This is a genomic window from Amycolatopsis sp. cmx-11-12 (assembly GCF_046269425.1).
Lineage (GTDB): Bacteria > Actinomycetota > Actinomycetes > Mycobacteriales > Pseudonocardiaceae > Amycolatopsis.
In genome coordinates, this window is sequence record NZ_JADNQM010000058.1 from 20,322 (window position 1) to 34,778 (window position 14,457).

The window sequence follows — 14,457 nt, forward strand, 5'->3', positions numbered from 1 at the left end:
GCGCGGAGGGATACGTGTCGGAAGACTGGGCGGCAGTCGCGAAGGCGATCAACATGCGCGTCAGCGAACTTGGCTGGCGGCAGCGCGAGCTTGCTGAGCGGTCGCACGTGTCGCAGGCGATAGTGCGCGAGTTGCAGCACCACACCGTGGAGCGCCGCCGGAGCGCCCGCACGCTCGAAGCCCTGTCGACGACGTTGGGCTGGCACCCACAGCATCTGTTGGCAGTGCTGCAAAACCGCACTCCACCGCACCCAGACGAGCCGGCCGACGACGGGCATGATCTCTGGCCCCGACTGGACGCTCTCGAGCAGCGGATGGCTGAGCTCACTGAGCGTCTCGAAGACATTCAGTCGAACCTCGCGATCGTGGTCGAGCATGTCCGTTCGAAGCGTTGAAGGCGGGCGATTCGGGCTGGTGATCCAGGTGATTTCCATACCTAGAATTCAAGGCCGAATCAGCGCACGATCCCATGCACAACCAGTGCGGAGGCACTGCACAACCACTGCATATCCGCTGCACATCGACTTTTCGGCGCGCCGATGAGCCGGGCCAGCGAATGGACCGGTAGATCAGCGTCGGCACTTCAAGCCGCACTGAGGCTGAGCAATGAGCGGTTCGCCGAAAAGCTAGGTGTTGCCGCGCGCACCGTGGCGTCATGGCACAAGAAGCCGGACCTGGTCCAGCAGTCCGAGATGCAACAAGTGCTCGACACCGCGTTCGAGCAAGCGTCGGCGGCGGAGCGTGCGCGTTTCGCCGAGCTGGTCGGCGAAGCGCCGACCGCTCAGGCGGTATCGGGCACCACTGAGGACGAGCGACTCACGGCTGATCCACACATCGGGGCAGCTCTCGAATGGCTCGACCGCTCGGCCCGCTGGACTCCCGGCACGGCCCGCCGCGCGGTCGCTGCGCGCGTCGCCGATGTGACCGTCCAAGACCTCCACAACCGCGGAACCCGACGGAGTTGGGTGAGCCAGCGGGAGGTCGTCGACGCGCTCCGCCAGTACTACGGGCATCAAATCGAGAATCACGGTCTGTACGGCGGACGGATCGGCGCTGGCACCGTGAACACCAGTGTCCTGACCTGCTTCGATTGGCTGGATGTGGCCTGCGAGCTGCGACCAGAGCAAGAGCGGTTCACGGCAACGAATGCCCGGCCGGACGCGAGCCTCGAACTCGATGAACGCGCGGCGAGTCTCGCCGTTCAGCGCCTGGCGGAGACGCTGGTCATGAACACCCGTCTCGTGAACAGTCCGATCTACCGCCTGCTCGGCACGGACATCCGCAAGCACCAGCTCGGCGGCTCGTTCGGCGTCACTCACTTCGCGCACTACGCGCTGACGATGGACCTGCTCGAAGGCGAACTCATGGACGCCATCACGGCCGGCTCATCGTCCATGCCACTCCGCGACCGACACCTACCTGACCTTCAATCGGTGCTCGACGTCGCCAACCGGCTCTGCGCGGGAGGCGTACTCGCGCTCACCGCCATCGCCCGGCCGGCTGATCCGTACCGGGACGACGCGGACTACCTGCTGCTCGTCCAGGAACGCTCAGGCCACGTTCTGAACGCCGCGCGACGGCTCGCAGTGATCCCAAAGGGCTTTCACCAGCCACTGACCGACGTCCGCCGGGACGCCCAGGTGGGCGCGACGCTCCGGCGAGAGTTGGAAGAAGAGCTGTTCGGACGCCCGGACATCGACAACACGCTCGGCGAGATGCTGACAGCAGACCCCATGCACCCGGCACGCCACTCCGAACCCATGCGCTGGCTGACCGAGCAACCAGGACGGCTACGGATGGAGTCGACAGGTTTCGGCCTCAACCTTGTCAGCGGAAACTACGAGTTCGCCAGCCTGATCGTCATCGATGACGAAGAATTCTGGCAACGCTACGGCGGCATGGTTGAAGCGAACTGGGAATCAGCGACACTTCGCCAGTATTCAACGACCGACACAGATCTCGTCACCGAGCTACTGAGTGATGTAGCGTGGAGCAACGAAGGACTCTTCGCGATGATGCAGGGATTGCGGCGCCTGGCGGAAATCGGAGGAGAGCGCGTGAAGTTACCGCCGATCGAATGGGAGTTCAGCAAGTGAGCGACGGCTGGACCGCCGGAAATGCCAACGAAGACGCAGTTGACACCCGCGGCTGGTTGGTCGGGCACTTCATCGACCCGTCCCAGGGCGTACGTTCGTCGAAAGACGTAGAAGTCAAGTGGGCCAACCATCCCGCAGGCGACAAGCGCCCAGAGTGGACGTCCGATGACCAACGGACCACACTCGTGCTGCTCGTCTCCGGCGAGTTTCGCGTCGACGTCACAGGCGGCGGCAAGACCATGACCAGGCAAGGCGACTACGTCATGTGGGGGCCAGGAGTCGACCATTCATGGGAAGCAATTGCGGACTCGGTTGTCATGACTGTGCGCTGGCCTTCAGCAACATAGTCCAATACTCGGAACTGCCAGCCGATCACCGCCAATTTCGGTGAGCCGACGCAACCCCTGGAGCAGCGAGAACAAACCTTCGTTGCTCCACGATTCGTCGGCAATCAGTCCGCCGAGCAAATCGCCATCGAGCGTCGAATACGAGCGTAACTCAGCCGACTCCCAATTTGCCTCAACCTCACCGCCGAAGCGGGACCAGAACTCTTCGTCGTCGATGACGACCAAGCTGGCGAACTCGTAGTTCCCGCTGACAAGGTTGAGGCCGAACCCGGTGCACTCCATCCGCAGTCGTCCCAGTTGTTCGGTCAGCCACCTCATCGGCGCGGACAGCCTGTGAGGGTGCATCGGATCAGCTGCTCGCTGGCTGCCCGCGGTGTTGTCGACGTCGACCCGTCCGAACAGCTCGTTCTCCAGCGCACGCCGCAGGGTTGCGCCAATCCGGGCATCCGCGCGTTGATCAGTCGATGGCCGGTGGAACGCCTTCGGGATCACGGCCAAGCTGCCGGCTGCGTTCAGCACGTTCCTGGACCGCTCCTGGATGAGCAGCAGGTAGTCGCGACCACCGCGACACGGGTCCGCAGGCCGAGCGATCGCGGTCAAGGCGAGCACGCCGCCCGCGCACAACCGGTCGGCCAGGTCGAGCACCGTCGCGACGTCCGGCAAGTACTTGTCCCGCAGGGGCGCGTGACCAGGACGCAGGCCTCTACCTGCCGCCAGCATCTCGAACAACTCGCGCTCAAGTAGATCCAAGGTCAAGGCGTACTCGACGAAGGGCACGACGTCCAAGCTGCCCGATAGAGCGCCACCGCCCACATCGAACTCTGCCAGACGGTAGATCGGCACGTCAGCCACCCGAACGCCGCCTTCGACCGCTTCCGCGAGCCTTCCAACGGCCGCTTTCTCGTTGATGCTGCAAGAGTGTCCCTCAAGGCCAGGTCGCAGAAGCAGCTGGTCGTTCTCCGGCGTCAGCTGGCAGCTCAGATCCAGCCACTCTGACCGACTCAGAATGCTGGTCCGGACGTCTTGCTTTCCATAACGCGCCTGGTAGAGCGCGTAGTCGACAGGCAGTTCGCCGTAGTAGCTCGCCAACGCGTCGGCGGCATGGCTCCGATCGACCCGCGGTCCGCGACGCCTGTCTGGCGACACACGTGCCCCCACCCGTTCACGCGTAGTGCCAGGGCTCCAACCCACACGACGATCCAGCCAGCTGAATGCAGGTTCAAGCTCATGCGGCAGATCGGCCGCCGGCAAGCCCTCGATCAGAACGCGCAACTCTTCTTGGGAGCGTCCCAACACTCTCGCCAACTTCGGCCGCTGGAACGGCAGGGGTGCGAAGTCGCCCGCCTCCCAGCGGATGACCGTCCGGCGATCGACGTCCATGATCTCAGCGAGCTTCTCCTGGCTCAGCCCCACAGTCTTACGAGCTGAAACCAGCCCGTCGCGTCGTCGGACGCCGATCATCGATCACCTCGCACTGCTTGACTTGCACTTGAGCATATCAACTATATATGCAGGTGAAGGCAACACATGTCACTAGCCTGTCACCAAACTCTGACACTTCCGCCCTGGTCTCTCGGCGTTGATCCATCTTTGATGATTTCAACACATTGGGCAGACACATGGGCGGATGAGATGAGCGATACGCGCAGGTCACGGCGATCCCGCCTCTACGTCAGTTGGTACCACTGTGCAGGTGACAGCCTCGATCACGCCGTCACCGATGAAGCGTTCGCCCAAGGGCTTGATCTCCAAGAGGGCTGTTACCAGGCGGTCTGCGGTCATGTTGTACTCATCGGCTCGTGCCTCGTACCGCCTGGACCTCCATGCGTCGCGTGCGTGGCACTGCTCCGGATCCTCAACCGCCCCGCCGCTTCCACGGCTGGCCCCGGACGACACCGGAAGGCGCACCGCTGGTGCCGTCTCTTCGACCGCCATCAGACTCCGGCCGTCCCGCAGTCGCGCCCACGTCAACGCGCGCGTGCTACCCCCGAGCGGGACGGCCGGACCACCACATCGATGAGCGCAGGACAGCGTTGCGCCCTCCGTTCACCAGGAACGACCAGCCGCCTGACGACGGACCAGCTGATCATCGCGCCACGGACCGGCACCGCGGTTGAATCCCAGCAGGCCGCACGTCGCCTCCCTCAGGACGGCGGTGCACCGCACAGTCCGACCACGCACTGCGGCAAACCCTTAGGCGCCGACCCACTTGAGCTGCAGAAAAGCCCAGCCAGGTCGCCCCTAGCCCTTCATCTCCGACGACCCTGCTCTCATGAGCTGACGAGTGGTGAGCAGTGATGCGGCCAACACGCCATGCGGTTCAGTCCTCCCACTGCGACCTCGACCCGCTTCTCCTCTTGCCGGTCCGCCTGTTCGTGATGTGCCTTCTCGCAGACCTGCACTGGCACGAGACCGCGGTTCTGGCAAACACACTGCGAATCAAGCCGCACTCCGTCTCTCTCCATGCCGAGCTCCTCGCCACGGCCGGCTATGTGTCTATCCGGGTCGCTGGTCGCCGTACCAAGATGCGTCTTACCCCGCTCGGGCTCGACCGACTGACCGGACACGTAACGGCCCTCCAGAAGGTCGCCAGCACAGCCGCGCTACTCGTCACCACACGACACGGCGCTCCTTGTTCGCCGACGTGACGGCTGACCGTTATCTCGTTACCGCCCCTTCCCGGGGCCGATTCACGGCAGATGTGACGACGCGAAGCAAGCCGACGCAGACGTCACACACGCTGTTTCCGCAGGTAGGCCGCTATCTCGTGCCGTCACAGCGCCCGTGACGGCCCAGGCAGTCTTGGGACGGCCTGCCTCCCGCAACGACTTTAAGCAGGAGCCGGTGAAAGCGAAGAAGACACAGCAGCTGTCGACCGCGAAGCAGAGGGAGCTCGGCGTCGAGCTCCGGCGGATCCGCATGCGTGCCGGCTACCTCGCAACTGACATGAGTCGCGTGCTCGGCTGGCCTGCTTCCACCATCTCGCGCCTGGAAAGCGGCCTCCGCAACTACCAAGCCGGCGACATCGCCATCTACCTCGCCCGAGCAAAGGCAACCCCTCACGAACTCAACGACCTGGTAGCCCTAGACCGCCTCCCCGACAACGGCTACCAGGTCAGAAGCCACCCCACAGGCTTCCCCGATGACCTTCCGCTCATGAAAGTGCTCGACAACGGCAGCCAGTCCATCACGACCTACAACCCTGTCGAAATCCCACGACAACTCCAAATCGAGCCATACATCCGCGAAGCCCTCGCCAGGAACGGGCATGCGGATGGTCCCGCTCTCGATACGGCAGTGCATACGCGCCTCGCCAGCCAGGCAGCATCTCTCCGGACACCTGGGCCCTTCACCTTCTACCTGCACGAACCCACGCTGCTCGCACGCCATGAAGACCCCGTCGTCAAACACGAGCAGATACTGCACCTGCTGATCACATCGTCGCTACCTCATCACCACATCCACCTCGTACCCGACCACCTCGCTCTGGCCAGCCTCCAGACAGGTTTCACCCTGTATCGACACGATCAGCACCTTCCACTCGTTCATCACCAACAGCCCACAACCAGCCTGTTCCTCGAGAACGATGATGACGTTGCCTTCTATGAAGGTCAGCTTGAACGCATCGCCCGCGAGGCCCTAACTTGCGAACAAACCCGCGGCTGGCTCATGAGTCACCTGGCCGAGCTGGAGTTGGAACTTGATCATCGGCACCGCCAGCTGAGCATCTCTCATCCAGATCGCCTACCTCAGTCGTGAACTGAGGTAATAGAGCAGGGGAACCAACGTGCCCGATCCGAGCAACTTCTGCTGCTGCACAAGTTGATTCACCTGCGACAACGGCACCCACTCCACCCGACCGACCTCTTCCGCGTCAGTGGGCTCGCCAATGTGCTCGACCTTGCGCCAAAGGTACACATCCACCGGCGCCGTGACCTGACCCGGCAATGGCTCGAAGCTCACCAGATGCTCCGGTTCGCCAATCGGCCGCCAGCCGGACTCCTCAACAGCTTCCCGCACTGCCGTCGCGACAGAATCGTCGCCAGCCTCGACCATTCCACCCAGCAGTTCATAGCCCCATTGCTTCGTCGCGAACCGGTAGCGCCACAACATCAAAGCCTCGTCCTGGTCGTTCACGATCAACGCGATGGCTATCCGCGCGAGATGCACCACGTGGTGATCCCAGCGCTCACCGTTCGGCGCCTCGACGTCGGTCAACCCGACCTGGACCCACCGGTTGTCGTAGACCAGCCTCTCACCGAACGTCTTCCACGACCCACGATCGTCAGTCATGCCGGGAGCTTAATCTGGGTGGCGGCTCAACTATCCACTGAAGCACAACTACCGGCACCCCCATGAAAGAACCCGGAAATTTGACTCTTCCGTGTCCTATGAACGGCTGATATCAAGAATGTATTGCCAATTTGGAACGCCGCATCGAGTACTGTAGCGTGGGTCGCAATGCAACCGCTCGGTTTCGTTCTCTGGTGACGCCACATCCCAGTGCCGGCCAGCGTTCGTTCCGCCCTCCTCCAGCCAAGCGATCTAAATCGGTTTGCCTACTATGCAAAGATTCGGTGATGACGCGGTTGACAGGCTGGCGGGACATCCGAGCTCTCCGTGCAGCTCCACCTGGTGAAGCTGCACGTGACTCCGAGCGCAAGAAGACTTTTGTAGCGGCACTGCGGCAGGCTGAAGAGCTCGCCGAGGCTGCGTCGAGCACCAGTTACGCTACCAAAGCTCTGCCGCTCTTCTACTCATTGAGCCAAGCGGGTCGTGCAATCGCCGCAGCGCACCTACCTGATCCTTGGCGGCTCCGCTGGCATGGACTGAGCGTCCGGGAAGACGCCGAACAGATTCTCGACACGATCGTGAGCCCTGCATCTCGTGCGCAGGATTCGTACCAGGGAACCGCTACAGCGATTGGGTCTCCCGGCCTCAGCGGCCCCACATCGCTCGGCGCACTCTGGACAGCGAACCCTGACCTCCTCGAAGTCTCTCCTCCAGCCACAGCAGGGCAATGGCCGCCTGCAATCACAATCCCGCTGGGAACTCTGAAGCCTCCGCCAGGTTCGGATCCTGGATACGGAACGAGTGCAGTCTCCACGGACGGGACGGTCTCCACTGCGGTCGACATCCAGGGAACCACCGGAGCCGAGATCACCACCGCTCTCTGTGGCTACCCGTCGCTTCGAGAGGCATTCGGTGTAAAGCAAGGACTGATGGGAGGGGAAGAAGCTGGGCCCAGCGACGTCGTTGTGCGCAGTGACGACCGCTTCGGCAGATCACTTGCAACGATCGGCCTGCCTTGTCCTAGCACGACGACCATGACGGAGATGTGGGACCGGCAACGCGCGTTTGCATCCATCGTCGAGACCGATCGTGCGCAACCGCGCACGGAACCCCCACAGCTTGTGGGCTTCGCCCTTCCGGAAATCGCTGGCGGTCCATCACCACATCCCCTCATGTTGTGGTGGGCTCTCCTCCTCGGGCTGTCAAGCCTCACACGGTACGAGCCAGCGGCCTGGTCTGCGGCGATAGACCTCGACGCCTCAGAGCTAGCCGTCCCACTCGAACAAGTGCTTGAAATCGCCGAAGATCGGCTCCCGGCCCGAATACTCGAGAGCTTGAGGGGTTGCTGAACGCTGCCCGACGCAGCGAGCCATTACATCGACGGCGGCGGTCTGTGGTCATTCTTGGTTCGAAACTAGCTATCTGGGTGTACTGACGGGTAGTCGCCACCTCGACGATTAAGTCGCGTCTGAGGGACTCGTGTAGGCCAGGCCATACCGGACACGGTCAACCCTGTAACCGACGTTGTGCCCGAAACGACCTACACAAGGTGATCGATATTACTGAAGGTGACCACGTGTGGGATCGGAGTGGAGCAGGGTTCCCCGTCCGGCCCGGCTTCGCTCCTTCAGTGATCGAGTTGGGCGGCGTCTCCAAAGCCCAACCGCGTCCTGTGCGCATGCATAGCGACATCGGCGCGGCCGCTTAAGTTAGAGTCAAACAAGGCGGCCGCGCGACGGTTCGGACTGCGCACCCTGCCCGACAGGGCGACTTGAAGGCGTTATGACAGCTCTCGCGCCATTCAGCACCTCAACGTCACGCGCCCGTCTTGCCGTATCGCTCGTATCAACATCATATCGACCATTGACCAGCAGGTCTACGCCTGATTCAGTGTGAGGATGGAGGTGCGTGAATGAATTTCTTCAACGAACGAAAGGCTGCTGCTGTCTTCAAGCATGCGCTTCTCGGGAGCTATCTAACTCCATTCGCCATGAAGACGGGTTCGGCCTCACCTAACAACGAAGTGGCCTTTATCGACGGATACGCAGGCGCGGGACGCTACGAGGACGGATCTGATGGCTCTCCTGCCCTAGTACTGTCAACCGCTCGAAGCCTTGCACCGCACAGGAAGCTGAAAGCTTATTTCGTAGAAGCCGATTCCCAAACCCTCGCCAAGCTTAACTTACTCGTCAATGACCGAGGTAACGGCCTCGACGTAAGGACGTTTCATGGAGAAATTACGGACCATATATCACAGCTTTTAACACTGACGACAAATATTCCAACATTCACTTTTATGGATCCATTTGGGCTTGCCGTACCTTTTGAGACCATTGTCAGCCTCTTCAAAAGACAGACCGGTGGTCGAATTCCAATATCGGAAGCATTAATCAACTTTACCGCCGTTGGCCTTCGTCGAATCGCCGGACATTTAACCAGCGCTACACCTAGCGAGGCTACGCTCTGCAGGATGGACAATGTCTGCGGTGGAAATTGGTGGCGAGAGGCCTGGCTGAACAGCCTTCCAGACAGGGAGAAGGCAGAACTAGCCGTAGTCGAGGGCTACATGCATCGCTTATCCAAGGCCGCAGGATCAGGCGGCTGGACTACGGAGGTTCGAAATAAGCGCCACCATAAGCCAGTCTACTACCTCGTGTTCCTAAGTCGCCATTTCGATGGCCTAGCATTATACGGAGAATCTCAGTCGATCGCATTGGAGAAGTGGCGGAAGCATCTTTATGAGGTCGACAACGACGGTACACTCTTTTCCTCGGAAGAGGATTTCAAAGCCGCAGAGGTCGAGCTGAAGGAGGCTTGGATTTCTGAGATTCAAGAAAATTTGCAAAGATTACTTCAGGAAAAGGGCGCATTTATTGTTGGAGAAAACTATGCAGACACCTTCGGCGAAGCGCTAGGAAAGGCGCGAACCTTGCACTTGCGTAAGGCTTGGAAGAATCTTCACGCCATAGGTTTGACTCAGACCAACTCTATGGGTGATATATTAAACAAGAAAATTGAGCGCACGCGGAATTAACCTGCGGGGACGCGACTGTACAAAAGGTGACGGATCGAAGCGTGGCGCGAGGGCGACCGACAAAGCATGTACCGCGTGGCAGCATCGTTCGCCTAGCGGATCGCTCAGCTGATGTTTACGACGGCTTGCGCAGCTTGCACAGGCATGCCGTCGTGTGTGCGACCGTCCAGTTCTCGCCCTAAGGACTTGGGACGAATACCGCCCCACTGCTTATGGAAGAACGGAACGTCGGCATCTGCACACGCGTCCCGAATGCCACGAACCCACGCGGCGTCACACGCCCGCGCCCGCGGGCCGGATTCACCTCCCGTGATCACCCAGCCGACTCCCGACAGCGACAACCCGCCTAGCGGGCCAAGCAGCGGCTCAGCTGATATGAACCTGACCGCAGCAGGGACCTCACGCAAATGGTCAACGCGATGAAGCTGTGACTCGTCTTCGACCGACACGCCCATCCACAGGTTCGCGGGCCAATTCAGGCGGTCCGCCAACCGCCGCAGCCTCAGCGACCGCTTCGTCAGCATCTGATACGTGTGCTGAGGGGTGCCCGCGATGACCGCGAGTACGTCCCGGATGAACCCGATCGACACCTTCGCGTGGAACAGATCCGACATGGAGTTGACGAAAACGAGCCGCGGCTGCCGCCATCGATACGGCAGCGCCAGCGCATCCTCATGCACGGTGACACCAAACCCAGGCCCCGATGTGCTCGGGTTACCGTCTGTTTGATACTTCGCCACTCCCATCGCCTTCAGCCGCTTGGCCAGCGCGAGGGCATAGCAGTTATCGCATCCGGCCGACACTCGATCGCAACCTGTCGTCGGGTTCCAGGTCGCCTCCGTCCACTCGATCGAACTGCCGTCAGCCATATCCGCCACTCCTCATTCAGATCAGGCTCGAACACTAGAGGCCCGTGCACCACACCTACGGGGGTACCCCCGCTCACCCGTCTTCGACTTACCGCCTCCAACAGCGACAACTACCCCAAATTAGAACTAATGTTCGAGCAAAGCAAGCTCGATGTGACGGCCTGCCTGTTCTCCGCCGCGCGTTCGAGAGCTGCAGGATCAGGCCAGCATCCGATGTCTCCGTGATCAACCGGACCTTCCCCTCGCACTCGACCCAGTAGCTGGGCAGTGGCTACACATCCGGCAGCCGGGGGATGTCCTGGGGCGCGCGCGCCACCAGTGCCGTCCGGCAGAGTCGCGGGTGTGCTGGTAGACGCCAAGTTCGGCGAGCAGATCGCCACGCCGGTCCCCTAGCTGAATTCCTCGAGCTGCATATCATTAACGACGACCGGGACAGCGTAGAACCGAAGGAGATCGAGAAGATTCGGGGGAAGGTGAGCCTGTTCGCCGGGCATGCTGCGGCGGCGACCCCGTTGACGGATGGTTCCGACTGTCACCAGCTACTAAATTTCATGTCGGCCAAAGGCGTGTGGGTAGTGCGCAAGTCGCCCTCGGACGCCCTGGCGATTCCAAGGCGTAGGAGTACGCATCCCTGGGTGATCGGCTTTAGGCGTGATTGCCGTCGCTGGCCGGTTGGTGGTCTCTGTATGCCTTGAGCGTGTTCGCTTGGACAGACTTTACTGAGTCCGCTGATCAGCTCATCTGCGGCGCCCCGGATGGAAGCCGAACATGTATAGCCCCGCCGGGCCGCCGACGGCGAGACCGTGACCATCGGACGTCACGACACAGGTGTGAACAGCTTGGGACACTCTCATCATCGCGATCGGGCGGTATGTTGACGTGTCCCAGATCCGGGCGGTACCGTCCCAGCCCGCGGTGGCGAGCCACTCACCTGACGGTGCGATCACTATAGCCGAGACCGTTCTCCGGTGACCGGTGAGCACGGCCCGCTCCGTACCCGTACTGGCGTCCCAGATCCGGGCGGTGCCGTCCCAGCCTGCGGTGGCGAGCCACTCACCTGATGGGGCGACTGCCAAGGCCGAGACGATCCCCGAGTGGCCGGTTAGTTTGGCGCGCGCTTGCCCTGTTGCGACATCCCAGAGCTGCACCGTTCCACTCTCATGGCCCGTGGTGAGCCAGCTCCCATCGGCCGCCACCGCCAAAGTGTGGAGGCCCCTCGACGTCTCGATGCGCCGAAGCTCCTCGAAGGTGACCGGGTCCCAGATGCGGATGATCCCGGCGGCGGATGCTGCGGCAAGCCAGTTTCCGCCTGGCGAGAACGCCATCGCAGATACACCGCCTGGGCAGTAGCCGAGCAAAGCGTGTTCCCGGCCGGTCTCGGTATCCCATAGCCGCACCCGCCCTCCGCTGCTCGCCGTGGCAAGCCATGGCGTGCGCGTGATTGCCGCCATGACGGTTGCCGACTCCCTGATCCGCGTCTGTTCCTTTCCGGACTCACCATCCCAGATCCGGATTGCCCCTTCTCCGTCAGTGCCCGCCAGCCATGGCTGCCCAGACGCTAGCGCGGTCACACTAGCCATGTGGTGGCTGCGGACGTCGGATCGGCCTCGTTCCGAACTGGCGTCCCAGATTCGGATGAGCCCGTCTAAACCCGCAATAGCGAGAGAGGTCCCGTCCGGGGCGGCCGCGAGCGCGGTCACGCACCCGTTGTGACGGCTCGGTAGCCTAAGCCGCTCGCGTTGTGTGGCCACATCCCAAATTCGTACGGTTCCCTCGCCACCGGCGCTAGCCAGCCAGGTTCCGTCTGGCGCGGCTGCGAGAGCCTTCACTACGCCGGCGTGCCCGGTCAGCTGCGCTCGTTCCCGCATGGCGGGCATATCCCAGATTTGGACAACGCCGCGATCACCGGCTCCGGCGAGCCAACTTCCGTCCGGCGCGACGGCCAACGTCGTGAAATCCCAGGTCTCGCCCGGCGACGTGGTCCGCTTCTGCCAGGTCATCGTGTCCCACACCTGTACAGCGCGACACTGCGTGGCCGAAGCGAGCCAGGCTCCGTCCGGCGCGACGGCCAGCGCGTTCACTACGCCGGTGTGACCCGTTAGCCGTCGTAGTACTTTCCGCGTCCGCACGTCCCAGATGCGCACGACCCCATCGCGATCTGCACTGGCGAGCCATTCTCCGTTAGGTGCCACCACCATGGCAGTAACCTCGCTGCTGTGGCCTTCGAGGACGCCGCGTTCTCGCCGCGTGGCCACTTCCCAGATCCGGACGAGATCGTCGCTGCCTGCGCCTGCGAGCCAGGTTGCGTCCGGCGCCACAGCCAAGGCGTTCGTAGCCGCAGTCGAGGTGTCGAGCCGGTTCAGTTCCTGTCCGGTCGTCACATCCCATAGCCGCACGGTTCCGTCCCACGTGGCGGCGGCAAGCCATGTGCCGCCCGGCTCCATCACCAGCGCTTTCACTCCGGCATGACTGGAGAGGATGCGACGAAGCAGGGGATCGGGCAGGTCGGGCAAGGGCCAGCGGTTCGCCAACCGGGGGTGGGAAGCACCCTCGGCAAGCGCAGCGGCTTGGCCGCCCCAAAAGGGATCGTGCGCGACCCTGCTATACAGCACATCGAGTTGGGAGTGCGCGGGGGTCGTCGGAGCCAGCAGATGAGCGGTCTGGCCGAGCAACTGCTGCAAACGGCCGCACAACGGTGTCCCCACCCGTGCCAGATCGGCGTAGGGAGCGATCGGCCCTGCCTGGCGGAGTCGAGAAGCCACCCAACGGAGATCGCTCACCACGGCTTCGGCATCACCGTCCCGCTCCGCAGCGAGAAGGTGCTCGACCAGGTGGTCCGCCAAGTAGCGGGCTGACCCGTCCAATTCCCACCACGCGGTTCGTTCGGCGACCTCGCCAAAGCCGTCTGACGAAGGCAGGACTGGTGCCGTGGGCAATCCCCCGGCGACGGCTTCGACCAAGACCCGGTTCAGCTCGGTTGTTCCGGCTCCGACGTGGTCCTCGAGTTCCCTGCCCAGGAAATCCCGGACCACGTCGTGAAGGGTCACCGTCTCGTCGCCGCTGGTCAGGAGCGCGAGGTCGTTGAGCCGCGCGCAAAGCGTGCGCGTCTCGGTCAAATCGAGCTTCCCGGTGACCTTCCACAGTTGGCTGATCAAGGCGATAGGGATCGCCTCGTCTTCGGCGAAGATCGCCAGCTCGCGGAACCGGGTTCGTTCTGCCGGCCGGAGCAACCCTCGGCTGGCTTCGATCGTGGCTGCGACCGCGTGCCGCCGCTCTTCGGGATCATCGACGTCGAGATGCTCGCGAGTCGCACCGCTCAGCTGGTCGATGTGCGCGGCGCCGCGCCGACGCAGGCGTCGCAGCAGTTCGCCAGCTACGGCGGCGATGTCCGGCGTCGTCTTGAGCTGGTCGGCGAGCACCTTGTTGATCAAGCGAAGCAGTAACGGCCAGCACCCGGTCGCCTCAATCAACTCGTCTCGAAGTGCGGCCGGCATCGCGGGAAGCCCCGCGACCAGTAGTGCTTCGGCCTGCCCCGCGGTGACCTGATCGACCCGGACGCGGACAGCGTCGTCGACGAGGAACTCCGTGCGGGTGGTGATCAACCGCGCGCACTGGCCTGCCACCGGGAACGCCGCCACCTGCGCCGGATACCAAACGTCGTCAAGTATTACCAAGCGCGGCGGGCCGGCGGCTAGTGTCGCGCGTCGTTAGTTGGTTTACGGTCGTGGGTTTGCGATGATGGGTCATGCCTTCGTCGGGTTTGGTGATCAGTGGTGAGGATCGGGCGGTCTTGGAGTCGTGGGCTCGGTCGCGGGCGA

12 protein-coding genes are annotated in these 14,457 nt (G+C 62.6%); 7 read left to right on the forward strand and 5 right to left on the reverse strand.

Annotated elements, in window-relative coordinates:
• Nucleotides 1–14 precede the first annotated feature (14 nt).
• The 3 genes from ACLARN_RS41640 (at nt 15) to ACLARN_RS41650 (ending at nt 2,443) form a co-directional block, all read left to right on the forward strand.
• Nucleotides 15–395 carry an XRE family transcriptional regulator gene (locus ACLARN_RS41640; protein ID WP_364199407.1) on the forward strand — a complete coding sequence of 127 codons (381 nt, stop codon included), beginning with the start codon at nt 15–17 and terminating at the stop codon, nt 393–395.
• A 144-nt stretch (nt 396–539) separates the two neighbouring features.
• Nucleotides 540–2,096, forward strand: coding sequence for a transcriptional regulator (locus ACLARN_RS41645; protein WP_409496997.1), 1,557 nt, complete (start codon nt 540–542; stop codon nt 2,094–2,096).
• On the forward strand, nt 2,093–2,443 hold the full coding sequence (locus ACLARN_RS41650) for a signal peptidase I (protein WP_409496998.1): 351 nt from the start codon (nt 2,093–2,095) through the stop codon (nt 2,441–2,443). Before ACLARN_RS41645 ends, ACLARN_RS41650 begins: the two co-directional genes overlap by 4 nt.
• On the opposite strand, the gene ACLARN_RS41655 is transcribed toward ACLARN_RS41650, so the two are convergent.
• Nucleotides 2,432–3,904, reverse strand: a complete 1,473-nt coding sequence (locus ACLARN_RS41655; protein WP_409496999.1) for a helix-turn-helix transcriptional regulator — start codon at nt 3,902–3,904, stop codon at nt 2,432–2,434. The two genes, ACLARN_RS41650 and ACLARN_RS41655, sit on opposite strands and share 12 nt — an antisense overlap.
• A 189-nt stretch (nt 3,905–4,093) precedes the next feature.
• A complete protein-coding gene (locus ACLARN_RS41660; protein ID WP_409497000.1) occupies nt 4,094–4,378 on the reverse strand; it encodes a hypothetical protein in 285 nt (94 codons plus the stop codon).
• Nucleotides 4,379–4,740: 362 nt separating this feature from the next.
• On the opposite strand from ACLARN_RS41660, the gene ACLARN_RS41665 reads away from it, so the two are divergent.
• On the forward strand, nt 4,741–5,091 hold the full coding sequence (locus ACLARN_RS41665) for a transcriptional regulator (protein WP_409497001.1): 351 nt from the start codon (nt 4,741–4,743) through the stop codon (nt 5,089–5,091).
• Between the two features lie 196 nt (nt 5,092–5,287).
• Nucleotides 5,288–6,202, forward strand: coding sequence for a helix-turn-helix domain-containing protein (locus ACLARN_RS41670; protein WP_409497002.1), 915 nt, complete (start codon nt 5,288–5,290; stop codon nt 6,200–6,202).
• On the opposite strand, the gene ACLARN_RS41675 is transcribed toward ACLARN_RS41670, so the two are convergent.
• Complete coding sequence (locus ACLARN_RS41675; protein ID WP_409497003.1) at nt 6,188–6,736, reverse strand: NUDIX hydrolase; 549 nt, start codon at nt 6,734–6,736, stop codon at nt 6,188–6,190. The two genes, ACLARN_RS41670 and ACLARN_RS41675, sit on opposite strands and share 15 nt — an antisense overlap.
• 287 nt (nt 6,737–7,023) lie before the next feature.
• Between ACLARN_RS41675 and ACLARN_RS41680 the strand changes: the two genes are divergently transcribed.
• Complete coding sequence (locus ACLARN_RS41680) at nt 7,024–8,085, forward strand: YaaC family protein (RefSeq protein ID WP_409497004.1); 1,062 nt, start codon at nt 7,024–7,026, stop codon at nt 8,083–8,085.
• 563 nt (nt 8,086–8,648) lie between these two features.
• Complete coding sequence (tcmP, locus tag ACLARN_RS41685; RefSeq protein WP_409497005.1) at nt 8,649–9,770, forward strand: three-Cys-motif partner protein TcmP; 1,122 nt, start codon at nt 8,649–8,651, stop codon at nt 9,768–9,770.
• 104 nt (nt 9,771–9,874) lie between these two features.
• Here tcmP and ACLARN_RS41690 read toward each other — a convergent pair whose 3' ends face one another.
• Together ACLARN_RS41690 and ACLARN_RS41695 are read right to left on the reverse strand one after the other, a co-directional pair.
• Nucleotides 9,875–10,639, reverse strand: coding sequence for a DUF5131 family protein (locus ACLARN_RS41690; RefSeq protein ID WP_409497006.1), 765 nt, complete (start codon nt 10,637–10,639; stop codon nt 9,875–9,877).
• 737 nt (nt 10,640–11,376) lie between these two features.
• Entirely contained in the window at nt 11,377–14,277 is a 2,901-nt protein-coding gene (locus ACLARN_RS41695; protein WP_409497007.1) for a hypothetical protein, read from the reverse strand.
• Between the last annotated feature and the right edge of the window lie 180 nt (nt 14,278–14,457).

Bases quoted from the DNA above. Each gene is read 5' to 3' on its own strand.
- ACLARN_RS41645 (WP_409496997.1), top strand. From the start codon at position 540: ATGAGCCGGGCCAGCGAATGGACCGGTAGATCAGCGTCGGCACTTCAA.
- ACLARN_RS41655 (WP_409496999.1), bottom strand. From the start codon at position 3,904: ATGATCGGCGTCCGACGACGCGACGGGCTGGTTTCAGCTCGTAAGACT.
- ACLARN_RS41660 (WP_409497000.1), bottom strand. From the start codon at position 4,378: ATGGCGGTCGAAGAGACGGCACCAGCGGTGCGCCTTCCGGTGTCGTCC.
- ACLARN_RS41665 (WP_409497001.1), top strand. From the start codon at position 4,741: ATGCGGCCAACACGCCATGCGGTTCAGTCCTCCCACTGCGACCTCGAC.
- ACLARN_RS41675 (WP_409497003.1), bottom strand. From the start codon at position 6,736: ATGACTGACGATCGTGGGTCGTGGAAGACGTTCGGTGAGAGGCTGGTC.
- ACLARN_RS41680 (WP_409497004.1), top strand. From the start codon at position 7,024: ATGACGCGGTTGACAGGCTGGCGGGACATCCGAGCTCTCCGTGCAGCT.
- tcmP (WP_409497005.1), top strand. From the start codon at position 8,649: ATGAATTTCTTCAACGAACGAAAGGCTGCTGCTGTCTTCAAGCATGCG.
- ACLARN_RS41690 (WP_409497006.1), bottom strand. From the start codon at position 10,639: ATGGCTGACGGCAGTTCGATCGAGTGGACGGAGGCGACCTGGAACCCG.